A 25,092-nucleotide genomic window follows, 5' to 3' on the forward strand; every position below is an offset into this window, starting at 1 on the left:
AACTCTTCTAGAAGCGGTAGGTGAGGTCGATGATCAAGCGCAGATCGCTCTCGCGATCGCCGTCATAGGGCCGGTTCAGCCAGCTCAACGCGGCACCCGCCTCGAATACGTCGTTCCAACTGACGCGCTGGCCGTAACTGAGCAGACCGATAGCACCCGTGCCGTGATCACGTTGGCTGTAGGTACCGGCACCGGCCTGAAACTGCTGACTCCAGACGGTTTCGTAACGGTGATAGAGCACGTGATTGGCGCTCAGCTTCGGCAACACGCTGAGGTCGGACTTGGGGTTGAAATACGGCACATCGGCGTTCTTCGAGTTGTGGCTGCTGCCCACTTCCACCGCCGCGTCGACTTGCAGGCCTGGCGTGCTGTACACGCCCTCGCGCCCCGTCAACAACGCTTCGATCCGGCGATTGCCATCACTGAACCGCGACGGGCTGAGCGCCAGCTGCCACTCGCGACTTTCATTGCCACGCCAGCGCAGGAAAGCACTGCCCCCATTGGCCGTGATGTCACTGTTCAGGGCCCGTAGCGGCGTATTGGCCGACAGGTAGTCGAGGCTAGCGCCGTACTGCCAGTGATCGTCGATGTCGCGAGCCGCCGCCAGGCGTGCACCGGTCTTGTTGCCGTAGCCGTATGAGTGGTTGGACACTTCCGCTTCCAGGGTCATGTCGCGAGTCCGCCGCTCCACACCCACGCGCTGCCAGCGATGGTGACCGGTGCCTTCCTGAAAGTCGCCGGTGGCGTAGCCGGCACCGCCGAACAGTCGCCAATCCTCATCGATCGGTGGGCTATAGAGCACTGTTTCAATGCCCAGGTCGCGGCTGCCGCTGACCGCGCCGGCACCGTTGTCACCGCCACCATAGCTCTTGCCGCCATAGGCCGAGACCCGCAGTTCAGCCATGTCATGAACTTCACGCAGACGCTGCAGACGCTGGACTTGGCGGTTGTCCGGATAGCGCGCCACCACGTCGTCGGTCAACGCGTCCAGTTGCCGCCACTCCTGCAAGTCCAGCGCGGTATGACCCTGCCCGACTTCCAGGCCCACGTCCCGTGGCGCCATGCTTTCGGTTTCCTTGAGCTGGGATTCCGAACGCCGTGGCCAGTCACGGGCGCGGTACAGGTCTGCCTGGGCCAGGCGCAGGCCGATATTGCCCGGGCCCTTTTCGACCAAGGCCGCCAGGCGCTGCTCAGCCCCGGGTAAATCCGCACCATAGGTACCGGCCTGGGCCGCCAGTTGCTGCGCGTCCATCCACTCATCATTGGGGTTGCCCACCGCCAAGCCCTTGAGCTCGACCCGTGGACTCTGGCTCTGGGCCAGGCTGTCGGCGAGCTCGCGCGCTTGCACCGGTTGATCGTTTTCCAGCAAGGCGTAGTACAGCGCCGTGCTGTCTTCCAGGCGATCACCCGAATCGGCATCGGGTGCCGCCAGGACATGGCGGTACCTATCGACGGCCACTTCCGGCTGACGCTGATCCAGATAGGAGCCGGCCACCCAGCGCTGCGCATAGGTGGGAATTGGCACGCCTTCACCTATCAGTTGTTGGTAGTCATGGATAACCTCGGCGGTACGCGCACGCGCCTTGAGCGCACCCAAGCGGTCGATACGCCAGCGCCGCACGTCATCGTCTGCCTGGGCGTCGGCGCTCCAGGTCCTGATGAGCTGGTCGTAGTCGGCCAGGGCACGGTCGGCAATCACGTAGCGCTCCTTCTCGCTGCGCGTGGCCAGCTCCGCCAGGCGCACGCGCTCGGCCGCCACATCGCCCTCGATACGCCGCAACAGTGTCGGTTCGATCAGCCCCGGACGCTGGCGCGCCAGGCGCAGCGCCGGTTCCGGCAAACGCGCACGTTGCAGGGCGAACACATATTCGCGGGCGACTTCAGGCTTGCTACCGGCACGGACGAACGCCTGGCCGTACTCGAACAAGGCGTCGTAGGTCGCCCCCGCCCGGGTCAGGGCATACGCCAGTGCCAGTCGGCGATTCGGATCCCCGGGCTTGGCGGCCACCAATGCGTTGGCGCGGTTGACCGCTTCACTCGGTTGACCGGCATCCGCCTGAGTCAGCGCCAACCCCACCTGCACGTCGGCGTTAGCGGGGTCGCGCTCCAGCGCCCTGCGATACAGCGCTGCGGCTTCATCCCAGCGGTGCAGATTGCGGTAGGCACGTGCGGTGGCGGTCAGCGCCTGGAGGGGCAATTTGCGCTGGTGGGCCTGGGTCTCATAAACGTTGACGACTTCGCTGTCGAGGCCCGCCCAACTGGCGATCTGCAAATGATCACTGAGCTGGCCTGTGGACAACTGATTGTCGGGAACCTCGCGCAGCACGCTCAATGCCGGCCCGTAGTTGCCCGCCCGGGCTTGGCGCACCAGGCCATCGTATGCCGTGTCGGCAGCCGCCAGGATCGGCCAGAGCAACTGGCTGCACAGCGCTACGCGAAAAATCGGGCGCAGGTGGGGATGGAGGGTACGCAACATTCGCAGGTTTCCTGTACGAGGAAAGCTGGAGCGATGGGTCCCCCTGATGGCAACACCATCAGGCGGCCAGTGCCTGATGACACGGCCAAGCTATCCTGCGATGCAGTCTTCCATGGCGAGGGTAGGTAAAAGACGAATCCGCACATTTCTTCAGAATCGTCCTACAAAACAAAACGCCCAACCGGGCGTAAGCACAGGCTGGGCGTTTGGGTGAGGCGGTGGTGCCAGTGGCTTACTGAACTTCGCCCGTGGCACCGAGCTTGCTCATGACGAAGGCGACAAACTGTTCGACGGTCATTTTCTGGCCATTGAACTCCACCTGGTTGTTGGCGTAGTGCAGTTTGGACACGATGTTATTGCCTTCCAACGTCGCCAGTTGGGTACCAACCGCCATGCTGCTGAACATATCGCCGGTGGCCAGGGCTTCCTCGGCAATGGCCTTGGCGTCTGTCTGGCCGTCGGCCAGGGCCTGTGCACTCACCAGGTCCGTGATCATCGGTTTGGAGACCTGCAGGTTGAAGTCCAGCAGGGCAATCAGCTCACGCACCATTTGATCGGTCGGCTGGTCCATCGACTTCGGTTTAGTCAGGTCGAGCACCAGGCTGGCCTTGCTTTCACCGTTGGCGGTGGTGAACGAGAGGTTCTCCAGGGCGATTTGCGGCTGGGCGGCCAGCAGTTTTTCCAGGTCAGCCTTGACCTGTGTTTCCTCGGCGTCGCTCAGTTCCAGCTCCGGCACGGGTTGCCCTGCTGCAGCGGCTGCGGCGGCGGCCTCTTCGTACGGCTGCAATTTGGTTTGGTAGATCTGCACCAGCGACAGTGTCGACGGGATGTCGAGGTTTTTCATGCTCCAGGCCATTTTGGCCGAGCCGAGCGCCTTGTCGTTGAGGGTGATCTCGGCAATCTTGTAATCGGCACGGCCCGCCGCGTTGGTCCCGGATTCGCTGGTGGCGGTCTTCATTTCCAGTTTCTTCAGGTGCAGCACCGCCTGCTTGTCACCAAAGGTGGTTTTGCTGCTGCTGATCTCGACGGTGTTATCGCCCAGGTAGTAGCCGAAAGTGCTTTTGGTCAGGTTGCTGGCCAGGGTCAGGCCGTTGAGCTCGACTTTGACCGGCGACTGGTCCTCGGCGACGCTGGTCAGCGTCAGGCTGTCCATGTAGCCGTTGGCCTTGACCTTCTGCGCCTCGGCGCTGGCCGAGAGCTCAAGGTTCAGCCCGGAAAACTTCAGTGTCGACTGGTCGTCGAGTACGGTGTCGACGGGCGACAACTCAAGGGTGCCGCTGACGGCACGGTCATAGCCAAGGTTGATCACACCCTTGAGCGGCGACACGTCCTTGGTGGCGGCGAACCATTTGGCGGTCAGCGGGGTTTTTTCCAGGGAGTAATGACTGGTGGCCATGACCGGCAGCCATTTCAGCGATACCAGTCGGGAGAACGGCAGCGGGCCGTGTTCGATATGGTCGGTGAACAGCAGTTCTACGCCATCGGCGTGTTCGCCAAACATCTCGCCCTGGCCCTTGAGGCGGTAATGGGCGGTGCTGCTGAACAGCTGGCGATCCAGCGACACCAGTTCCAGGGTCGCGGTGCCGTTGGAGCCGACCATGGCCGCTTGCAACTGCTGGTTGGCGTCGGCGATGGACGTCTGCAACACCCCTTCCAGCTTGGTGCCGGTGTACCACGCGCCGCCGGCGCTGATTGCACCAATGGCCACTACGATTCCAAGAAGCACACCTGCTGATTTATTCATGAATTACCTGATCATTGTCCGTTGTTGAAAGGGTCGTCTTCCCTGAACCCATGACAGGCCGTGGCGCGACTTCGTTCAAATTGCGCAGCAGATTAGCATTAGCTGTCTATGGCAACCCAATGAATAAGGGTAAAAGAGTGTCCAGTGACCACGACAAGTCGCGGCCACGCCCGCACCGTTGCAGGAGCGGCTTGCGCCTCAGGAATATTCCATCTCCATCTCGTCGAGCTGATGATCAAAGCTTTTCAGGCGCGCGGTCCAGGTGTACACCAGCACCTCGAAGTCGCGATTGATTACCGTGCCGTCGGGTGAATCGAAACGTGGGTCGCAGACATCCAGTTGGTAGCGTTCGCGGGCCATGGCGGTGGCGACGTCAGCGAGTTCCCGGGCGTTGTTCAGCCAGTGCCAGCCTTCGCCGGTCACCTGCTGGTCGAGGGCCCGGCATTGCACCTTGAGCGCTTCGAGGCTTTTTTCCAGCGGGGTGCCGGTCAGCTCGCCCATGACTTCCTGGAAAGTACGGCCCGGCTGCCAGTAGCTGCCCCAGAAATACCGATCGAACACCGTTTCGACCCGGCGCAACGCCACCTTGGTGTCCCAGATCTGCACCAGGGTCTTGCCTTGTTGGAGTTGTTTTTTCTTGATCCGCTGGCCTTGCAGCGAGGCCCAGGCGACCACCGCGATCGACAGCACGCCAATCATCGCGCTGGCGCTGTCGAGAAAGAGCAGGGCTTTGTCGAGCTGGTGAGCCAGCATGACGCCATAAAAGTAGGTAGCAGACAGCAACACCAGTGCGGCGATCGCGCACCAGAAGCCGGGAGCATAAGGGTTTTTCATTATTGGACTCCCCATGACCTGTGCGAGCCTTGATCGCCGGACCCGCCCGCGCGGATCCGACATGTCAAAGCATAGCAACGGCCTCAGGGTTTCGTCGGTTTTGCCGCTTGCGTTCGTCCGCTTTCCCAGCCGCCGCCCAGGGCCAGGAACAGATCGATCTGGCTCATGGCTACCTGGGTGTTGGCCATGGCGACTTGCGCCCGTACGTCGGTGTAGGTGCGGGTGGCCTGCAGGTCGGCGAGGAATGATGCCCGACCGGCCTGGAAGAAGCGGTGCGTCTGGTCTGCCGCCACTTGCGCCGATTGCTCGGCGTCGGCCAGGGCATCGCGGCGCTGCAACAGCGCGGCGTACTGCGTGAGGCCGGTCTGGGTTTCGCGAATGGCGTTGAGCACCACCCCGTCGAAGTGCGCCAGCGCGCCCTGGCTCAGGGCCTCGGCCTCATGCACGCGCGCCCGGGCGCCGTTGGTCGGTACGCTCCAGGTCAGCAACGGGCCGAAGCCCCAGCGATTGGTCTGGGACTCGCCCAGGTGATCGAGGATCCCGACGGTACCGACCGTCGCCCCGATGCTGATGTCCGGGTACAACTGACCGGTGGCCACGCCAATTTGCGCGGTCGCCGCCGCCAGCCGGCGCTCGGCCTGGCGCACGTCCGGGCGCCGCTTGAGCAGGGTGGCACCATCGCCCACCGGCAGCAGTTGAGTGATCCTGGGCAGTTCATGGCAACTGGCAGTGCCGGCCGGCAACTGGTCGACCGGCTTGGCCAGCAGCATCGACAGGCGGAACAAGCCCGCCTGGCGCGCCGCTTCATAGCGCGGCATTTCCGCGCGCAAGGACTTGAACTGGGTCAACGAGCGGGTGACCTGGGTTTCGTCGCCGCGCCCGGCATCGCGCAGGCGCTGGATCAACTGGGTGTTCTGGCTTTGCAGGTCGAGGGAATGCTCGGCGATCTCGCGCTCTTCGTTGGCCGCGCACACCTGGGTGTAGGCACGCACCACATCGGCGACCACGGTGATGCGTGCCGTATCGGCCGCGGCCTGGGTGGCATCGGCATTGGCCTTGGCCGCTTCGATACCGCGCTGCAAGGTGCCGAACAGATCGAACTGATAGGACGTGGTCAGGGCCACGTCACCGACGTTGGCCACCGGGACTTTTTCCGGCAGCAAGAAGGCTTCCCCGGACTCCTGCAAGCGTTGGGCGCCCAGCTTGACCCCAGCACTCCAGCCACCGGCCGACTCGGCCTGCTCGACTTGCGTGCGAGCACGGGACAGGTTGGCCGCCGCCACCCGCAAATCGGTGTTGGAGGCCAAGGCCTGTTGCACCAATTGATCCAGGCGCGGGTCCTGGTACAGGCGCCACCAGTCCGCCGGCACCGGTGCCGAGACCACGTTGTGAGCATCGATCGGCAGCTTGCCCCGCAAGTCCGCACGCTGCACCGCCGCGTCCTTGGGCACCTGGTAATCCGGGCCGACCACCTGGCAGGCCGACAGCAGCAGGCCCAGGCCCACTGTGACTAATCCGCCGGCTGCCTTCATTGGGCCGGCTCCCAGGCGGGCTGGTCGGCGATGATCGACACGGTCGCGGTACGCCCGGCGATCATGCGGAAGTCCTGCGGCACCTCGTCAAAGGCAATGCGCACGGGAATGCGCTGGGCCAGCCGCACCCAACTGAACGCCGGGTTGACGTTGGGCAGCAGGTTGGCGCCGCTGCTGCGGTCGCGGTCCTCGATCCCGGCGACGATGCTTTCGACGTGCCCACGCAGGCGCGCGTTGTCACCGATCACCCGGATGTCGACGCGCTGGCCGACATGAATGCCGCCCAGCTTGGTCTCTTCAAAATAACCATCGATGTGGAACGAGTTGCTGTCGACCACCGACAACACCGGGCGCCCGGCAGTGACGAACTCCTGCACCCGGGGTGCGCGGTCGTTGACGTAGCCGTCGACGGGGCTGCGGATCACCGAGCGGTCGAGGTTGAGCTGGGCGCTGTCCACCGCGACCTGGGCCTCCATCAGCGCCACCTCGGCACGGGCCACGCGCGACTGGCTTTCTTCCAGTTGCTCACCCGGCACCAGGTTGCCCAGGCCGCGGTTGCGCTTGGCTTCGCGCTGGGCCTGGGCCAGGGTTTCCTGGCGGTCGGCGACAGCGGCCTTGGCCTGGCGCAGCGCCAGCTTGAAGCGGTCCGGGTCGATGGCGAACAACACCTGGCCGCGCTTGACCGGCTGGTTGTCGCGCACATCGACCTGCTGGATCAACCCGGAAACGTCCGGGGCGATTTGCACGATGTCGGCGCGGATGTGGCCGTCACGGGTCCATGGGGCGAACATGTAGTACGCCACCATGCGCCACACCACGAACACGGCCAGCGTCACGATCAGCAGGGTCAGCACCACGCGGCCGAGGGTCAAAAAAGGTTTTTTCATGTCATCAGGTATCGACTGAGTGAGTCCACGGCGCCGAGCAGCAAGGCGTAGAGGCCCACGTTGAACAACGCCCGGTGCCAGACCAGGCGATAAAAGTGCAAGCGCGTCAGCACCCCGTGCACCAGCAGGTACAGCACGTAGGTAATGCCCATCAGCACCAGCAGGGTGGGCAGGAACACCCCGCTGACGTCCAGGTCACCGATCATAAAGGCGCTCCATCAATGCCATGGGGTAGCGCTTCTTCCAGCGCCCCCGTGCCGAGGAATTCCACGCCCGGCAACAGCGCCAGGCGCAAGCCACTGAGGGCATGCAACAGGTTCAGGCGGGTGTCATCGTCGCCTTGCAGGCCCTGGCCATTGAGCGCACGCCGGGCGCGGTCCATGGTCATCTGCAGCGAGGCCGGCGCCGGCAAACGTTCGCCGGCCTTCAGGCACGCCTTGAAGTACTCGCCGACCTCGGCCACCACCTGGCGCAACAACACATTGGGCACCCCCAGCACCCGTGGCGCGTAGGCCAGGATGTCCAGCAGGTTGAGCCCCACCCGCACTTCGCGCAGGGCGATGCCGGTGTCCTGGCCGGTCATGGCCAGACGCGGCAGGTGCTGCATCAAGCGGTCGAGCATCTGCACCCCCAGTTTGCGGCTCTCGGCCAGGTTGGCCGGCGCCGTCATGCCGACGATGTCGTGCCAACTGAAGCGGGTCAGGCGCTTGGCCGCCAGCTCCGAACCGAATGGCCGCGCCACCAGGGTCCAGACAAAGGCAAACAACAACCCGATGGGGCCGGCCAGGTTGGAATTGACGAAGCTCAGGAAGTCCGCGTCGTAGACGCCTTGCAAGCTGATGAAGGACGAGGTGTTGACGATGGTCAGCAGCATGCCCAGGTAGAACGCCGGCTGCACCGTCAGGGTACCGACGACGATGTAGGGCACGGCGAACGCCAGCACCAGCATCGGGAAGTCATGCAGGTTGGGCAGGATCAGGAACAGGTAGAGGCTGGCAAACACCACCGACAGGGCGGTCCAGAAGAAGAACCGGTAGATCTGTGGCGCCGGGTCGTCCATCGCCGCAAAGAAGCTGCACGCCACCGCCGCCAGGATCACCGCGCTGCCGCCATCGGGCCAGCCCAGCGCGATCCACAGCAGCGAGGCCACGATGATCGCCAGCACGGTGGAGGTCGCCGAGTACAGCATCAACCCCCGGTCGAGGAAGGGTGTCAGGCGGCCGAGACGCCAGTGCCGGTAGACCGCCCGCCAGTTGTCCTGGTTGTCGGTGTGAATCGCGTATTGCAGGCTGCGCAGGTCCTGCCACAGGTCGATCCACTCGCCCAGGCGGTACAGCGCGTTGGAAAACAGCAGTTGCTTGCGATCATCCAGGGCTTGCGCGCTGGGTTGCAGGGCCTGGAGTTGCGCGCGCAAGGCCTCCCAGCGCTCGACCGAGGCATCGCTGTGTTGGAGCCATTGCAGGGATGCGGTGAGGATCGGCGCAAACTTGTCGACCCACTCCGGGGTACGTCGCTGCAAGGCGTACAGCGCATCGTCCAGGGCATCGATCACCGGCAGCAGGTGGATCATCCGCCCGCGCAGTTCCTTGATGTTGCGCACGGTTTGCGGCCGGGCACCTTCGTGGGGCAGTTGGCCGATCATCAGCTCCAGGGAGTTGAAGGTGGCAACCATCGATGCCTGCAGTGTGCTGATTTCCCCAGGCTGGACCTCACGGCTGAGGAAGCGCTGGCTGTAGGTCACGGCGCTGGCGAACCACTTGCTCACCGCGTCATCGAATACCGGGGCCAGGCGCCGGGGCCAGAACAGGCTGCCCACCACCGCCGCGCAGACAATGCCGAGAAAGATTTCCTCGGTGCGCGCTTCTGCCACATCCCACACCGCCAGCGGGTTATCCACCACCGGCAGGGCGATCAGCGGCAAGGTGTAACCGGCGAGCATCAGCGCGTAGCTGTTGGCGGTGCGCAGGTGCATGGAGAGGAACAACAGGGTGCCGGTCCACAACGCAATCACCACCACCAGCACATAGGGGCTCTGCACAAACATCGGCACGAACAGCAAGGCCGCCGCCGCGCCGGTAAAGGTGCCGATGGCGCGGTACAGGGCCTTGGCGCTGGTAGGCCCGACGAACGGGCTGGAAACGATGTAGACCGTGGCCATCGCCCAGTACGGCCGCGGCATCTGCATGAGCATGGCGATGTACAGCGCAATCATCGACGCCGAGAACGTCCGTACCCCATAGAACCAGTCGCGGGCTGGCGGCATGCCAGCAAAAAATCCGTTCAAGATGGAGTCACCGCTGCCTGCTCGGCGGTCTCGAACGCGCGAATCACCCGCAGCGCCGTTTCCAGGTCCGCCGGATCGATCCCTTCGAGCACCTCACGGCGCAGGCGCACCAACTCCACCTCCACCGCCTGCACCAGCTCACGACCGGAGTCGGTCAGGCTCAGGCATTTGGCGCGCCGGTCGTGGGCGTCTTCAGTCCGGCAGACATACCCGGCCTGGCACAACTGGTCGAGCAGGCGCACCAGTGAAGGACTCTCCATCCCGGCGGCCTGGGCCACAGTCACCTGGCGCACCCCCTCACCCAGGCGCCCGATCATCAACAACGGGACCGCACAGGCTTCAGAGATACCAACGTTAACCAGCGTGGTCTGGCAGATTTTGCGCCAATGCCGCGCGGCCACCACCATGGCACTGCTGATGTTCATTTGAAGGGCGTCGAGGGTCTGGGGCACAGGAGAATTCGCACACTGTTAGTTTGCTAACTATCAATATCGCATCGGAAAGGAAATTCAGTCAAGTTTTGAAACAATTTGCTGATGAGCAGCGAAATTCACTCCTCCGGCGCTCACCTTCACCCTCGCGTTAGCCTGTAGCAGCTGCCGAGCTCCGCGAGGCTGCGTCCGAGGACAACGTCCTCGCGCACTTTATGGGTAGGTACACCTTAGTCGACTTCTGCGACTGCTTCGCAGTCGGACGCAGCCTCGCGGGCTCGGCAGCTGCTACAGGGTTATGCCCCGCGGCCCTTGTGCAGCAGCACGCTCAACTGGTCGACCACCTCTGCCCAATCGGCGTCGTCGCGAATTTCTTCACGCAGGAACTGCGCCTGGCTTTCGCTCCAGAAATAGGCGTCGGCCAGGTGCAGTCTGGGTTTGAGGGGGGAATGGCTGGCAATGAATTTGTCGATGCTCTCGGCGTCATTCTCCAGGCCAAGTTGCTTGAACAAGCTGGGCAGGCTGTGGGTCGGTGCTTCCATGGGGACTCTCCTGGTGAAGGGGGTTAATGGCTGAGCTCGCAAACTTCGGCATGGGGCACCATTTTCAGGTACTGCTCCATGCTCATGTGCAGCAGGTTGTTGTGGTTGCCGGCTTCAACGTAGATCTCTTTCTGACGAGTCAACAAGGGGTCGATGACCATGGCCAGGCCATAAGACTCGCCCAGGGCCGGCACGGCGCCACGCTCACAGTCATTGAACAGGTGGGCCAGGGTGCTTTCGCGGGTGACCTGCCATTCGCCACTGCCGCGCACTTTGCTCAGGTCCAGGTGCCGGCTGGCCGGCAATACCGCCATCAGGTAGTGCCCGTGGCGGTCGTCAAGGATCACTGACTTGGCCACGCGCTCGGCTGGAATGCCCGAGACCCGGGCGGTTTCCAGGCTGCTGGCCGAATGCGGGTGAGACACTACGTCAAATTCACAGTGCGCCTCTTCCAGGCTGCGCTGTAGGGTTCTTGCCATACGCATGATGCACCTCGGTGTCCGCAGTCTGGCGGACCATGGTTAAACCTTCTGTTCTCACTTCAAAGTCTAGGTCGGCTGCCAAGTAGCGAAGGAAAATCTGCCCACTGGAGCAGTCGACCTGCACTGCTCAGATTTCGTTCAACCCGAGGCTCAACTAGACTGTAGACAGGGCCTGCGTGAGGCTCGCGGACGGATGGCTCTCCCGGAGGGTCAAGTGAACATCGGTGGTTGGTGTGCGGTGGTTGGGGTGGCGGGCGTGAGCAGTTCTGTGTTCGCGGCGGACGCGGTCATGGTGCTGGCCACCAACCCGTTCGCGGTCTGGTTGATGATAGTTGGCATCGCCTTTCTGGTGGCCGAAGCCCTGCTGCCCAATTACGGCGTGATCGGCCTGGGCGGCATCCTGATGTTCGTGATCGGTGCGGTGATGCTGGGCAACAACGAGGTGCCGACGCCGCTGATCATCGGCCTGGCACTGATCAGCGCCCTGCTGTTGCTGGCCTTGCTGATCCACGCCCTGAAAACCCGACCGCGGCACACGGTCAGCGGCGATACCGAACTGTTTGGCAGCATCACCCCGGTGATTGCCCTGCAACCCGGCAGCGTCTACCACGGCTGGGTCCATCTGCAGGGCGAGCGCTGGCAGGTGCGCAGCACGACACCACTGCAACCGGGGCAACGGGTGCAAGTGGTGGCGCGCAAGGGGCTGACGCTGGAAGTGGCCGCAACTGACGCGGCGCCACAGGGAGAATGACCATGGGCCTGCAACTGGGTTTTGCCGCGCTGCTGGTGCTGCTGATTGCATTGGCGGGGTCGACTTTTCGCATCCTGCGTGAATACGAACGTGGGGTGGTGTTCCAGCTCGGACGCTTCTGGCAGGTCAAGGGGCCGGGGCTGATCCTGCTGATTCCGGTGGTCCAGCAGATGGTTCGCGTGGACCTGCGCACCGTGGTGCTCGATGTACCGGCGCAAGACGTGATCACTCGCGACAACGTCTCGGTGAAGGTCAATGCGGTGCTGTACTTTCGTGTGCTCGACCCACAGAAAGCCATTATCCAGGTCGAAGACTTCCTCATGGCCACCAGCCAATTGGCCCAGACCACCCTGCGCGCGGTGCTGGGCAAACATGAGCTGGACGAGTTGCTGGCCGAACGCGAGCGCTTGAACGTCGATATCCAGCAGGTGCTGGACGCGCAAACCGATGCCTGGGGCGTCAAGGTGGCCAATGTCGAGATCAAGCACGTCGACCTCAACGAATCGATGATCCGCGCCATCGCCAAGCAAGCCGAAGCCGAGCGGGAGCGCCGGGCCAAGGTGATCCACGCCGAAGGCGAACTGCAAGCCTCGGAAAAACTCATGCAGGCCGCCGAAATGCTCGGTCGCCAGCCAGGTGCCATGCAATTGCGCTACATGCAGACCCTGAGTTCGATTGCCGGGGACAAGAGTTCAACCATTGTCTTTCCGCTGCCGATCGAGTTGCTCAAGGGCATGGCGGACTTGTCCCCCAAGGACTGAGTCACCCGTTTTGACTCAGCCACGCCCGTGGCCGGCAGCCTCGACCTGCGCCAGCGGATACACCGACTGCCATCCACCGCCCAGCGCCTTGTACAGCCCGACCATGGCCAGTGACACGCTGGTGGCGCTGTCCACCAGTTGTTCCTGGGTCGCCAGCAGTTCGCCTTGCACGGTCAGGACGTTGACGAAATCCACCACCCCTTCGACGTACTGCTGTTGCGCGGTGCGCAGGGCGATCTGGTTCTGCCGCACCGCTTCGGCGAGGCTGTCGCGGCGCAGTTGGCTGGCGTTGTAGCGGGTCAACTGGTCGTCGATTTCATGCCAGGCGCGCAGCACGGTTTGCTGGTAGGCCAGTGCCGCTTCCTGTTGCTGTGCCTCGCGCAACTCAAGCATGCCGCGCAGGCGACCGCCGTCGAACAGCGGCACGCTGAACTGCGGCCCGATGCCAAACTGGCGCGAGCCCCAGGAGCCGAAATCGCTCAATTGCATGGCCTGGGAGCCGAAGTTGCCGGACAGGGTGATGCGCGGGTAAAAATCGCCCTTGGCCACACCGATGCTGGCCGTGGCGGCGTGCAGGCGGGCCTCGGCCTGGCGGATGTCGGGGCGACGCTCGGCCAGTTGCGACGGCAAGCCGATCGCCACCTGGCGCGGGGTCTGCGGCACCGGGCCGTCGTGCGCCAGCTCGGCCTGCAGGGCTTGCGGCCGCTCACCCAGCAACAGGCTCAAGGCGTTGATCAACTGCGCCTGGCGCTGTTGCAACGCCGGCAGGCGCGCTTCGATGGCCGCCACCTGGGCGGCCGCTTCAGCCACGTCCAGGTCGGTGGCCACGCCGTCGGCCAGGCGCAGTTGCGACAACTTCAAGCTATGCCGGGCCACCTCGAGGTTTTGCTCGGTGACCGCGCGGGTGCTCTGCACGCCACGCAACTGGATGTAGTCCTGGGCGGTTTGCGCCAGCACCGAGAGCAGTACGCCGCGGCGATCGTTTTGCGCCACTTCCAGGGTGGCGTCGGCGGCTTCGGTCTGCCGCCGCACGCGGCCCCAGAAGTCCAGCTCCCAGGAAGCAGAGAAACCCGCCTCCCACACACTGAACGCTGAGTGGCCGTTATGCCCGGACGGGTCGCTCAGCCCTTCGCCGCTGTTGCGTTTACGGGCATAACTGCCCGTGGCAGCGGTGCTGGGGTACTGCTCGGCCGTGACCACCTGCCGCACCGCCAGGCTTTGTTGCAGGCGACTGCTGGCCAGCTGCAGGTCAAGGTTGTCGGTCAGTGCGCGGCGACTGAGGGCGGACAGTTGTGGGTCAGCAAACACCTCCCACCAGCGCTCATCCATTTCGCTGCTCACCGCCTCGCTGGCCGCCGCCTGTTGCGCTTTCAACCACTGCTTGACCTGGGGTGCCTGCGGCCGGACAAAATCCGGGCCCAGGGTGCAAGCGCTCAATGACAGCAAGCCAAGGGCGAGTAACAGGTGTTTGTGGGGAATGCCATGGCTCATCGCTGCGTCACCTCGCGCACGCTGGTTTGCGAGCTTGTGGTGTCAATGCTGGCCTCCACCGACATCCCGACGCGCAACCGCTGGGCCAGGGGCTGGCCCGGGTCGAGGATGATTTTCACCGGAATGCGCTGCACCACCTTGGTGAAGTTACCGGTGGCGTTGTCCGGCTTGACGGCCGCAAAGGTCACCCCAGTGGCCGGGGCAATGCTCTCGACCCGGCCGGTCAGGGTTTCGCCGCCCAGGCTGTCGACGTGGACCACGACGTCCTGCCCCGGCTGCACATCGGTCAATTGGGTTTCCTGGAAGTTGCCCAGCACATAGGCCTGCGCCAGTGGCACCACGGCGAGGATCTTGCTGCCCGGGGTGACGTAGGCGCCAACCCGCACCGCGCGTTCGCCGACCATGCCGTCCACGGGGGCGACGATGCGCGTGTAGGACAGCTGGAAGCTGGCCATTTCCAGGGCCGCCTGCGCCCGCTTGAGGCTGCCTTCAGCGGCGTCGCGCTGGGCCGTGAGGATCTCCACCTGCTTGCGCTCCGCCGCCAGTGCCGCCGTGGCGTTGGCCAGGCGGGCGCCTGCCTGGTCGATGCGGGTACGTGCCTGCTGGGCGTTCTGCACCGTACCGGCCCCGACACCCGCCAGGTGGTTGTAGCGATTCAGTTCATGTTCGGCGAAGGCCTGTTCCGCCTTGGCGGCCACCACCGTGGCCTGGGCCTGGGCGATCACCGACGCCTGGCGCTCGAGGGTTGCCCGGGCGTTTTGCAGTTGCGCCCTGGCCACCAGCGTATCGGCATCGGCGGCTTGCGCGGCGGCGCGAAAGTCGCGGTCATCGATCAGCGCGAGCAATTGCCCGGCCTGGACTCGCTGGTTGTCTTCGACCAGCACCTCCTTGATGAATCCGGCGACGCGCGGTGCCACCAGGGTGAAGTCGGCACTGACAAACGCGTCGTTGGTGCTCTGCTGCGGCTTCTTGCCGAACACCCCAGGGGCCAGCAGGTAAACCAGTACGCCCACTGCCAACACCGCGGCGCTTGCGCCAATGAGTTTTTGCTTGCTAGAGATCGTCATAAAAACCTTCTGTTTCAGTCAACATTCAAGTCGGCGCGCGCGGCGGATACATCCGCGTCGGCAGCCAGAAAATCAGCAGGATCAGCGCCAGCGCGATCCCGGCCATGCACAGGTACAAGTCCGAGGAGGTCAACACCACGGCTTGCTGGTGCAGGCGTCGCGCCAGGCTGGCGCTATCGCCATCGACCAGGGGTGAGTTGCCGAGGCGGTCCACCAGCATCGTCGAGTGAAAATGCAGGCGCACCGTGGTCAGGGTTTCCAGCAAGCCGGTGGCGAGCACCGCCGAGAGGCCTTTGACGGTGTTGAACCAGGCCGAGGCGAAAGGGCCCTCCATCGGGCTGATACTGCCGGTCGCTAGCATCAGCAACGGCAGCACCGACATCGGCTGGCCGAAGATCTGCAGCAATTGCAGCAGGTAGAAATCGTCGCGGATCCACACCGAGGTCAACTGCGAACCGCCGATGCAGGACAGCGCCAGCATGCCCAGGCCGATGCCCAGCACCCAGCGGCAGTCGACCCAGCGCTGGTTGCACAGCGCCGCGACCAAGGGCAGTGCGATCAGTTGCGGGGCGGCCATCAGCAGCATCACCGGGGCGGTCTGGATCGGCCGGTAGCCCTGCACCTGTGCCAGGTAGCTGGAGGGGATGATGATCACCGCCAGCAGCACCACCAACACCCCGGCAAGGGTCAGCAAGGAAAAACTCAGGTTACGGATGCCGAGCATCTGCAACTTGAAAAACGGCACCGGCTGCGACCATTCGTTAACCAGGAACAGCACCAGCAACACCACGCCCGCCCCCAACAACCAGCAGATCAGGCTCGACTCGAACCAGTCCAGGCGATTGCCTTGCAGGATGCCGATCACCAGCATGCAGATGGCCGGAAAACCCAGCAGCAGGCCACGCCAGTTGAACTGCTTGAAGCGCTCCAGGCGCAGCGGGTCCTGCGGCAGACCATAGGCCACCGCCGCCATCGCCAGCAGGCTCGGCACGATGATTTGCCAGAAGGTCCAGTGCCAGCTCACATACTCGGTCCACAGGCCCGCCAGCGGCGTGCCCAGGCCGGGGCCGAAGGTGGCCGTCAGGGCGTAACCGGCCAGGCCGTAGAGTTTGACGTTGGCCGGCAGGAACCGCAGGGCGACGGTCATCAACATCGGCGGCAACGCACCACCGGCCAGGCCTTGCACGGTGCGCAGCACCAGCAGGCTTTCATAAGTGGGGGCGAAGGGGATCAGCAACCCCAACAAGGTGAACAGGCCAATGGCACACAAGGTGAAACGACGCAGGGAAAAGGTCACCGAGCACCAGGGGGCGAACGCCATCGCCGCCACGGAGGTCGCGCTATAGCTGGCGACGAGCCAGGTGCCCTCGTCGTAACCGATCGCCATGGCGCCCCGGATATCGGCGAGGGCGACCTTGGTCACCATTTCATTCAGGCCCGAGACCAGCACGGCCAGCAACACGCCAACCAGGCCGATGATGATGCGCGGCCCGAATGTCGGCGGCGCCACTACCTTGGGGGTGCTGGCCGCCTCGAGCGGGGCAGGAACAGCGAGGGAAGTCATGGCAGGAACAGCTCCGGATAACAGAAACACCGGAGCAGTTTAGAAACACCGAAAGCTGACGAAAACTGACTTATCGACAGCTTATAAGTGCATCAGACGCAGCAATTATGTTTCCGGTGGGGGCTGGGCTGCCCGCCAGGTGTCGGCACAACTGGCTTTCACCGTTTCGCGTAACCAGCGATGGGCCGGGTCCTTGTCGTAGCGCGGGTGCCAGGCCTGGGTCAGCATCAGGGTCGGCAGCGCGATCGGCAGGGTAAACGAGCGCAGGCGCAAGCCCAGGCGCGAGATGCTGAGCAAGGCTTCCTTGGGTACCGGCAGAATCAGGTCGGAATCGGGCAGCACGAACATCGCCGCGTGGAAGCTCGGCGCGATCAAGGCGACTCGACGCTCCAGCCCCAAGGCGTTGAGCGCGGTATCGATCGGCCCGCGGGCAATACCCCGCCGGGATATGCTGATGTGGGAAAAACTGGCGTAGCGCTCTGCGCTGATCTCACCCTCCAGCAGCGGATGGCCTTCGCGCACCAGCCCGACAAAGTGCGTGGTGAACAGGTTCTGTACCTTCACTTCCGGGGTGCGCGGGCGGGTGTTGCTGATCATCAGGTCGATCCGTCCTTCGCGCAGCGCCTCATCGTCGCCGTCGCCCTCAGGCACAAAACGCAACTCGCAGTGGGGCGCCTGGTGATTCAGCGTATCGATCAGGCGACCGCCATAGACCCCCACGAAAAAATCATTGGCGCGCACGCTGAAGCGCCGGCGCAGGGTGCCGAGGTCCACCTCATCAGCCGAGCGGAACAGCAGTGCCGCCTGCTCGACCAGATCCCGCACCTGGGCCCGCAGTTCCAGGGCCTTGGGTGTCGGCACCAGGCCACGCCCGGCACGCACCAGGATCGGGTCGCCGAGCGCTTCACGAACCCGGGTCAGGGTCCGGCTCATGGCCGCCGGGCTCAGGTTCATCCGCCGCGCGGCGCCCACCACGCTGCCTTCGTCGAGCAGGGCATCGAGGGCGACCAAGAGGTTCATGTCCGGTAGCTGCATGCTAAGCACTCATGGCTGATCAGAGTTGAGTCAGACGCAATGCTAGCAGCCTTTGCTACCCGGGTATGCCAAAGACCTTTTGCAGGTCTTTGGGCAGCACACTGCTGTACATCCTTGCCGGCTGTTCCTGACAGCGCCGAACGATATCCGGCAATGCATCGATCAACTGACGGTTGAGCTTCATGCCTTCCTGCGACTCGGGCTCGCTGGCGAATACCGGGAGCAGCAGCGCCGCACTGGTCTTGGCGAACGTCGGGGCGCTGCTCAAAGGCTGCTTGGGATAGCTCTTGCGAAACAGCGCCAACTCCTCGTTCAGCGCGCTGCACGGCTGGAACAGCATGTTGTGCATGACACTCTGGGCATCGGGGAACGGATCCGGCGTAAGCGCCGGCGAGAAGATCATGGTGTTCTGTGCATCGACCACTGCCGGCGTGTTCGCCGTGACCTTCCAGGGCTGGAACCGCCACTGCTCGGCCGCCGCTTTCGCCGCCACGCCAAACGCCTCGTGGGTGGCGCTGAGGACTTTTACGTCGGTGACAGCACCGTCGTTATGAATGTTCAGACTGATCCGCGCATCCCCCACCACATTGGCCAGTTCCGCCGGGTACTCGGGTTTGGGCATGTAGGCCGTGTCTGAGGATGGAGGGAATGCCGCCACCGCGTTGAACGAGCACAGCAGGGCTGCACCGAGCAGGAGTAGACGCATGGAAAGTCCTTTTAGAGGCGCCAGAACAGGGGCAACGATTGTCGCGCACCTCCTTGGCAAAGGACAACCATTCTCATCTTTACCCACGGGATGGGGTGGGCGATCGAAACCCATTGTAGGAGCGAGCTCGCTCGCGATGGACGCAAGGACGCAAGGACGGCGCGGTGCACCAGGCTTAACGCGTCATCGTTGACGTCCATCGCGAGCAAGCCGCAAGCGGGCGCTCGCTCCTACAAGTCAAGCGCAAGCCTGGCGATCAGCGCTCGTGCAACGCCTCGGCCCGGGCCTTGATGATCGGCTTGAGCAGGTAGCTGAGGATGGATTTCTTGCCGGTGATAATGTCCACCGAAGCCACCATGCCCGGGATGATCAGCAACGGCTTTTCATCGGTGCCCAAATGGCTGCGGTCGGTGCGCAGGGTGATCATGTAGTAGGTGGTTTTCTTGTCTTCGTCCGTGATGGTGTCGGCACCGATCTGCTCCAGCTTGGCCTTGAGGCCACCGTAGATGGTGTAGTCATAGGCGGTGAACTTGACGATGGCTTCCTGGCCCGGGTGCAGGAACGCAATGTCTTGCGGGCGAATCTTCGCCTCGACCAGCAGGGTGTCGTCCAGCGGGACGATTTCCACCATGTCGCTGCCGGGCTGGATCACCCCACCGATGGTGTTGACCAGCAATTGCTTGACGATGCCTCGCACCGGCGAGGTCACCAGGGTGCGGCTGACGCGGTCTTCCAACGCCTTGCCAGTTGCCTGGGCCTTGTTCAGGTCGGTGCGCGCCTCGTTGAGCTGGGTAAGCGCCTCACTGCGGAATTTGCCGCGGGTTTCGTCGATCTTGCGCTGTACTTCCTTGATCGCCGACTCGGCACGGGGGATCGCCAGGGTGGTGGCATCCAGTTGGCCACGGGTTTCGACTTCCGCCCGCTTGAGGCGCAACACTTCCACCGGAGACACCGCGCCCTGGGCCACCAGGGGCTCGGACATGTTGATTTCCTGGCGCTGCAAGCCCAGGGCCTGACGGTACTGCGCCTGCTTGGAGGTGAACTCGCGCAGTTCTTGCTGACGCTGGATCAGTTGTTCCTTCAAGCCGCCGATTTCATCGTTCAGTTGCTGGCGGCGGCTGATGTACAAGGACTCTTCGCTAGCAGCTTGCACCGGCACGGCGTTCATCACGTCTTCCGGGAAGGCCAGCGGGCGGTCATCGACCTCGGCGCTCAAGCGTTCCACACGCAGCAGCATGGACAGCCGATCGGCTTCGGTTTCGCCGACGTTGGACACAAAACGCGTGTCGTCCAGGCGAATCAGCGGCGCGCCGGCTTCGACGATCTGCCCTTCGCGAACGAACAACTCGGCAACGATCCCGCCCTCCAGGTTCTGGATCTTCTGCAGCTTGGACGAGGGAATCGCCTTGCCGTCGCCACGGGTGACCTCATCGATCACCGCAAAATTGGCCCAGACCAGCATGAAGACGAAGAAGCCGATGATGCCCCAGATGGTCAATCGCACCACGCGCGGGGCGTCTTCGATCAGCGCCTTCTTGACCTCGGGCAGGGGTTGCCCATCGAGTGAGTCGGAGCCTTTGAAATAACGACGGATCGAGTCGCGCATACCGGACTTAAGCAACACTGATCTGCCCCTTCTTCAACGCTTCCATGACCACGGCTTTTGGACCATCGGCGAGAATTTGCCCACGGTCGATGACCAGCAACCGATCGACCAGCGACAACAGTGAGGCCCGGTGCGTGACCAGCAACACGGTCTTGTTCTCGATAACGGCTTGCAGGCGTTGTTTCAAGCGTTCTTCACCGGTGTTGTCCATGGCGCTGGTCGGTTCGTCGAGCAGCATGATCGGCGGATTGAGCAGCAGCGCACGGGCCATGGCCACGTTCTGCCGCTGGCCGCCGGAAAGGTTTTGCCCACGCTCGCCCACTTGCAGCTCGTAACCTTGCGGGTGCAGACGGGCAAATTCGTGCACGCCCGCCAGTTCGGCCGCCTGCAGCACCATCTCGTCTTCCACGTAGCGGGCACCGGAGACCAGGTTGTCGCGCAGGGTCCCGGCCAGCAGTTGGATGTCCTGCGGCACGTAGCCGATGTTGTGGCGCAGCTCGCTGACGTCGATCTGGCGGATGTCCACGCCATCGACCAGCAAGGCGCCGTCACCCGGCTGGTACAGACCGACCAGCAGCTTGGCCAGGGAGCTTTTGCCCGAGCCGCTGCGGCCGATGATGCCGATTTTCTCGCCCGGCTTGATCACCAGGTTGATGTTCTTCAACGCCGGGTTCTGTTGCCCCGGGTAGGTGAAGTTCAACTGGCGGCATTCGATGGCGCCCTGCACCACCCGGCGGCTCAGCGGGCGCTCTTCGAAGTTGCGCTCTTGTGGCAGCTCCATCATGTGGTCGACCGACCCCATGGTGACCTTCGCCTGTTGATAGCGGGTCAGCAGGCCGGACAGCGAGGCCAGCGGGCTAAGTGCCCGGCCACTGAGCATGTAGCACGCGATCAGGCCGCCCATGCTCAGGTTGCCGGCGATGATCTGGTACACACCGAAGGCAATCATGATCACCCCGGCCAGTTGCTGGATCAGCAAGGTGATGTTGATCGACAACCCGGAGAGCATTTTTACCCGCAGTTCCAGGCGGCTGAGGGTGCCGATGGTCTGCTCCCACTGATACTGGCGTTCGCTCTCGGCGTTGTTGACCTTGACCGCATCCAGGCCGGCCAGCGTTTCGATCAGGCTCGACTGGCGCTCTGCGCCCAGGGCCATGGTGCGTTCCATGGTCGCCTGCAACGGCTTCTGCAAGACATAGCCGATCAACAGGGCGATCGGGAAGGCCAGCATCGGAATCCACACCAGATGCCCACCCAGCAAGGCAATGACCAGGAAAATCAGGAGGGTGAACGGCAGGTCGATCAGGCTGGTGAGTGTCAACGAGGCGAGGAAGTCGCGCAGGCTCTGAAACTCATGGATGTTCTGCGCAAAGCTGCCGACCCGGGCGGGGCGGTACTTCATGGACATGCCGACGATCCGCTCGAACAGGGTGGCGGAGATGATCAGGTCGGTTTTCTTGCCGGCCAGGTCCAGGCACAGGCTGCGCAGGCTCTTGAGGATCAGGTCGAACAGGTAGGCGCCGGTGATACCGATGACCAGCACCCACAGGGTGGCTTCAGCCTGGTTGGGCACGACACGGTCGTAGACGTTCATCACGAACAGCGGCGCGGCCATGGCGATGATGTTGATCAGGAAACTGGCGGCGATGGCGTCGGCGTACAGCCAGCGCGATCGCTTGAGGGTGTCGCGGAACCAGGAGCGGGCACGCGGGATCAGGGTGCCGTGGTTCACGTCGAATTTATGCTGGGGCTGGGCGAAGAACGCCTGCCCGGTGTAATCGTCCGCGAGCATTTCGCGGCTGACCAGTACTTCGCCGCCATCGCTTTCGCTGAGCAGCAAGCGTGCCTGGTCCTCGCCCTGCCAGCCCAGGAGGACCGCACTGCGGTCATCCTTGAGCAGCAACAGCGCCGGCATGGCAATCGCGGGGATCTTGTCCAGCTTGCGTTGCAGTACCCGCCCTTGCAGGCCGGCACGCGCCGCGGCACGGGGCAGCAGATCGACACTCAGGCGCTGCTTGGGCAATGGCAACCCGGTGGTCAGCATGGCTGCGCTGGCGGGTTTCTGGTGCAAGGCGCATAGCGCCAATAATCCGTCGAGCAACGGATCATCGTGCATCGCGCGTGGATCATGACTGAGATGAACTCGACTGGCTTCTGATTCCACGCTCGGTACTCTTGGCTATCAATTGAACATTAAATAAAGCTCAATTCATGCCAGGTAGCTGGACTTTTGGCTTCACGTCGTTCTGCACGACGGAGGCCATTGGTGCGACCACTCCCTGGCTCTTGAGCAACTCGCCCATGGTCGCCTTGATTCGATACTGAGTAAATAACTGAATGTTCTTGATTTCCGCCAGGCGGCGGGAAGCGCTGAACAATTCGTTCTCACTGTCGAGCAGGTCGAGCAGGGTCCGCTCGCCAAGACTGAACTGCTGCTGGTAGGCACTGCGCACGCTGGTGCTGTAGTCGACATACTTCTGGGCAATCGGCACCTGGGCATTGGCGTTGTTCAAGGCGTTCCAGGCCAGGCCCAGCTCCTCGTTCAGCACCCGCAGGGCATTGTTGCGGATATCCAGTGCCTGGTTGGACTGGTAGGCCTTGGATTCCAGGTCAGCCTTGTTGCTGCCGCCGGCATACAGGTTGAAGCGCATGCGCAACATTGCCTGCCATTCATTGCTGTGACCGTTCTGGCCGTCCAGGTCGTTGTCGGCGCTGCGGCCCAGCTCCGCATCAAAACGCGGGTAGAACGCCGACTTGGCGGTGTCGTACTGCTTCTCGGCGGCAACGATGTCCGATTCCGCGGAACGCAGGATAGGGCTGTTGTCCAGCATCTGCTGGCGCGCTTCATTAAGGTCGGCTGGCAGCATTGCCAGGAACGGCGCAGGACGCTCCAGTTGGTCCGGCAGCTGGCCCACGGAGCTCAGGTAATTGGTCTGGGCATCGGCCAGGTTGGTCTGCTCGGTGATCAGGTTGTTGCGGGCCTGGGCCAGGCGCGCCTCTGCCTGGTCACGGTCGGCGGTACGGCCAACACCGCGCTCGGTGCGCAGTTTGATCTGATCGAAGATGCGCTCGTGATTGCGCAGGTTGTCTTCGGCCAGTTGCACGAACTCGCGACGGGTCAACACATCGAGGTAAACCTGGGCCACGGTCAGCGCGGTGCGCTCGGAGGTCCCCAGCAAGGAATAGGCACGGGAATTGACGGTGGCTTGTTGACGCCCGACTTCGCTGGACGTCGCAAAACCGTCAAAAACCATTTGTTGCAGGCGCAAACTCGACTCGCCTCGGCTCAAGGTTTCCCAATCGTTGCGGCCAGTACCCGCACGGGTGCTCGGGCTGTCAGTGCCTTCGCGACCATAACCGCCTAGCAGATCGACCTTAGGCAGGTATCCACCTTCTGCTGCTCTGAGTTGATAATCAGCGGCCAGGCGGTTGTTCACACCGGCCTGAATTTCCGGGTGGACATCCAGAGCCTGTTGCATGGCTTGAGGCAGGGTTTGGGCGTTTACAAAACTGGCGGCGAGAGCAAACGGTAGAGCCTTGAACAGGTGCGAAAGCATAAAAAAGATTTCCCAGGACTTCATGTCTCAAATCACAGCAAAAGCAGATGCTGCGGCGGAAAATGGCAACCGGAATGGCCGTATGTCAGATAGCTCGAAACAGGAACTGGATCACACGCTGCAGGACAGGTCGCCGCGTAAATATCAATGTGACATTACCGGGCCAATTGTTTAGGATGCCCTGAAGAAGGTCAATAGTTTGGCATTAAGTTAATTGCGAAAAGTTATAGCCAAATTATTGACTAAAAAGCGCGTCATTTGTACGTCTTTTATTTTTATGTACGTCCAGGCTGAATCGGCAAAACGCCCTTTCAGGTCTATGGAAAGCCTACTGAACGGAACACCGGAGAGTCCTTAATGAGCAGTGTTGTTGCCATCGTCAAAAGCATTGTCGGTCAAGTTTTCGCGGTGTCCCCAGAGGGCATCCGACGCATTTTGGTTGAAGGTGATCGACTGTTCATAGGCGACCAGCTGGATACAGGCCCGGCGGGCGCCGTGACCCTGGAGCTGGCTGACGGCCGCCTGCTGGACCTGGGCCGCGACAGCCAATGGAGCGGCAGCGCTCCGGACTCCAGTACCGATCTGGCACAAGCCACCGCGCAGGCCGCACCGTCGGTAGAAGAACTGCAGCAAGCCATCGTCGCGGGCGCCGACCCGACCACCGAACTGGAAGCCACCGCAGCCGGCCAAAGCGCCGCAGGTACCGGGGGCGCCGCTGGGGGTGGCCACAGCTTTGTGATGCTGGATGCCACCGCTGGCCGGGTTGATCCGACCATTGGTTTTCCGACGGCTGGCATCAATTCAGCCTTCACCGCCGTGGAAGACACCACCGGCGGCCAGGACAACCGCAGTAACGACAATCTGCTGCGTGGCTCGACCCTGACCCTGAGCGCCACGCCGACCATCACCGAAGCGGGCGGCGTACTGGTCTACACCGCGAACGTGACCCAGGCGCCCCTGAGCGACCTGACCATTACCCTGTCCAATGGCGCGATCATTGTCATCCCTGCTGGCCAGGTCACTGGCAGCATCAACGTTCCCCTGGACCCGAACGACAGCGTCTACACCGACCCGTCGCAGATTACCGTCACCGTGACCGGCACCACCGGTGGCGGCGGCCTGGTACTGACCGTCGACCCGACGCCTGCCGTCACCCAGGTCACCGACACCATCGACACGACCACGGCCACACTGACCGCGGAACCGACAATCACTGAAGGCGGCCAGATCACCTACACCGCGACCTTGACCAACCCGGCACAGACGCCGGTGACCGTGACCTTGAGCAATGGCTCGGTCATCACCATCGAAGCCGGTAAATCCACCGGTACCGTGGTGGTCG

The 25,092-nt window shown here is 63.1% G+C and carries 21 protein-coding genes; 3 read left to right on the plus strand and 18 right to left on the minus strand.

Annotation, left to right across the window (positions count from 1 at the left end; all coding sequences use genetic code 11):
• Nucleotides 1-7: 7 nt before the first annotated feature.
• The 10 genes from pgaA to AACY45_RS24870 form a co-directional block, all read right to left on the minus strand.
• On the minus strand, nucleotides 8-2,476 hold the full coding sequence (gene pgaA / locus AACY45_RS24825; protein WP_339547973.1) for a poly-beta-1,6 N-acetyl-D-glucosamine export porin PgaA: 2,469 nt from the start codon (nucleotides 2,474-2,476) through the stop codon (nucleotides 8-10).
• 232 nt (nucleotides 2,477-2,708) lie between these two features.
• Nucleotides 2,709-4,220, minus strand: a complete 1,512-nt coding sequence (locus AACY45_RS24830) for a YdgA family protein (RefSeq protein WP_339547975.1) — start codon at nucleotides 4,218-4,220, stop codon at nucleotides 2,709-2,711.
• A gap of 198 nt (nucleotides 4,221-4,418) precedes the next feature.
• Nucleotides 4,419-5,054: an NADH:ubiquinone oxidoreductase subunit N gene (locus AACY45_RS24835; RefSeq protein WP_339547977.1), complete on the minus strand. Its 636-nt coding sequence runs from the start codon at nucleotides 5,052-5,054 to the stop codon at nucleotides 4,419-4,421.
• 83 nt (nucleotides 5,055-5,137) lie between these two features.
• Nucleotides 5,138-6,586, minus strand: coding sequence for a TolC family protein (locus AACY45_RS24840; RefSeq protein ID WP_339547978.1), 1,449 nt, complete (start codon nucleotides 6,584-6,586; stop codon nucleotides 5,138-5,140).
• Nucleotides 6,583-7,473, minus strand: coding sequence for an HlyD family secretion protein (locus AACY45_RS24845; RefSeq protein WP_339547979.1), 891 nt, complete (start codon nucleotides 7,471-7,473; stop codon nucleotides 6,583-6,585). The genes AACY45_RS24840 and AACY45_RS24845 overlap by 4 nt, the downstream gene beginning before the upstream one ends.
• The gene (locus AACY45_RS24850) at nucleotides 7,470-7,679 is read right to left on the minus strand and encodes a DUF1656 domain-containing protein (RefSeq protein ID WP_093426042.1); all 210 of its coding nucleotides are present in this window, start codon (nucleotides 7,677-7,679) and stop codon (nucleotides 7,470-7,472) included. Before AACY45_RS24850 ends, AACY45_RS24845 begins: the two co-directional genes overlap by 4 nt.
• Complete coding sequence (locus AACY45_RS24855) at nucleotides 7,676-9,757, minus strand: FUSC family protein (RefSeq protein WP_339547983.1); 2,082 nt, start codon at nucleotides 9,755-9,757, stop codon at nucleotides 7,676-7,678. Before AACY45_RS24855 ends, AACY45_RS24850 begins: the two co-directional genes overlap by 4 nt.
• A complete protein-coding gene (locus AACY45_RS24860) occupies nucleotides 9,754-10,182 on the minus strand; it encodes a MarR family winged helix-turn-helix transcriptional regulator (RefSeq protein WP_339547985.1) in 429 nt (142 codons plus the stop codon). Before AACY45_RS24860 ends, AACY45_RS24855 begins: the two co-directional genes overlap by 4 nt.
• A 302-nt stretch (nucleotides 10,183-10,484) precedes the next feature.
• On the minus strand, nucleotides 10,485-10,730 hold the full coding sequence (locus tag AACY45_RS24865) for a DUF2789 domain-containing protein (protein ID WP_339547986.1): 246 nt from the start codon (nucleotides 10,728-10,730) through the stop codon (nucleotides 10,485-10,487).
• 23 nt (nucleotides 10,731-10,753) lie between these two features.
• Complete coding sequence (locus AACY45_RS24870) at nucleotides 10,754-11,215, minus strand: aminoacyl-tRNA deacylase (RefSeq protein WP_339547987.1); 462 nt, start codon at nucleotides 11,213-11,215, stop codon at nucleotides 10,754-10,756.
• Nucleotides 11,216-11,405: 190 nt separating this feature from the next.
• Between AACY45_RS24870 and AACY45_RS24875 the strand changes: the two genes are divergently transcribed.
• Complete coding sequence (locus tag AACY45_RS24875) at nucleotides 11,406-11,963, plus strand: NfeD family protein (RefSeq protein WP_339547989.1); 558 nt, start codon at nucleotides 11,406-11,408, stop codon at nucleotides 11,961-11,963.
• Between the two features lie 2 nt (nucleotides 11,964-11,965).
• A complete protein-coding gene (locus tag AACY45_RS24880; RefSeq protein WP_339547991.1) occupies nucleotides 11,966-12,724 on the plus strand; it encodes a slipin family protein in 759 nt (252 codons plus the stop codon).
• A 15-nt stretch (nucleotides 12,725-12,739) separates the two neighbouring features.
• Here the strand turns inward: AACY45_RS24880 and AACY45_RS24885 are convergent, their stop codons facing one another.
• The 8 genes from AACY45_RS24885 to AACY45_RS24920 all read right to left on the minus strand — a co-directional run bounded on the left by AACY45_RS24885 (nucleotide 12,740) and on the right by AACY45_RS24920 (nucleotide 23,750).
• On the minus strand, nucleotides 12,740-14,215 hold the full coding sequence (locus AACY45_RS24885; RefSeq protein WP_339547993.1) for an efflux transporter outer membrane subunit: 1,476 nt from the start codon (nucleotides 14,213-14,215) through the stop codon (nucleotides 12,740-12,742).
• Entirely contained in the window at nucleotides 14,212-15,282 is a 1,071-nt protein-coding gene (locus tag AACY45_RS24890; protein WP_339547995.1) for an HlyD family secretion protein, read from the minus strand. Before AACY45_RS24890 ends, AACY45_RS24885 begins: the two co-directional genes overlap by 4 nt.
• 25 nt (nucleotides 15,283-15,307) lie before the next feature.
• Nucleotides 15,308-16,846, minus strand: a complete 1,539-nt coding sequence (locus AACY45_RS24895) for an MFS transporter (protein WP_339547997.1) — start codon at nucleotides 16,844-16,846, stop codon at nucleotides 15,308-15,310.
• A gap of 105 nt (nucleotides 16,847-16,951) precedes the next feature.
• Complete coding sequence (locus AACY45_RS24900) at nucleotides 16,952-17,881, minus strand: LysR family transcriptional regulator (protein ID WP_339547999.1); 930 nt, start codon at nucleotides 17,879-17,881, stop codon at nucleotides 16,952-16,954.
• A 55-nt stretch (nucleotides 17,882-17,936) separates the two neighbouring features.
• A complete protein-coding gene (locus AACY45_RS24905; protein ID WP_339548001.1) occupies nucleotides 17,937-18,587 on the minus strand; it encodes a TonB family protein in 651 nt (216 codons plus the stop codon).
• Nucleotides 18,588-18,843: 256 nt separating this feature from the next.
• Nucleotides 18,844-20,211, minus strand: a complete 1,368-nt coding sequence (locus AACY45_RS24910) for an HlyD family type I secretion periplasmic adaptor subunit (RefSeq protein ID WP_339548003.1) — start codon at nucleotides 20,209-20,211, stop codon at nucleotides 18,844-18,846.
• On the minus strand, nucleotides 20,201-22,357 hold the full coding sequence (locus AACY45_RS24915; RefSeq protein WP_339548005.1) for a type I secretion system permease/ATPase: 2,157 nt from the start codon (nucleotides 22,355-22,357) through the stop codon (nucleotides 20,201-20,203). Before AACY45_RS24915 ends, AACY45_RS24910 begins: the two co-directional genes overlap by 11 nt.
• A gap of 40 nt (nucleotides 22,358-22,397) precedes the next feature.
• Entirely contained in the window at nucleotides 22,398-23,750 is a 1,353-nt protein-coding gene (locus tag AACY45_RS24920; protein ID WP_339548007.1) for a TolC family outer membrane protein, read from the minus strand.
• Between the two features lie 357 nt (nucleotides 23,751-24,107).
• Here AACY45_RS24920 and AACY45_RS24925 point away from each other — a divergent pair.
• Nucleotides 24,108-25,092: retention module-containing protein (locus AACY45_RS24925; RefSeq protein ID WP_339548009.1), on the plus strand; the 985-nt coding region annotated here is incomplete at its 3' end.

Origin of the sequence: Pseudomonas sp. RA_35y_Pfl2_P32 (genome assembly GCF_963970735.1) — a bacterium.
In the GTDB taxonomy this organism is placed as follows: domain Bacteria; phylum Pseudomonadota; class Gammaproteobacteria; order Pseudomonadales; family Pseudomonadaceae; genus Aquipseudomonas.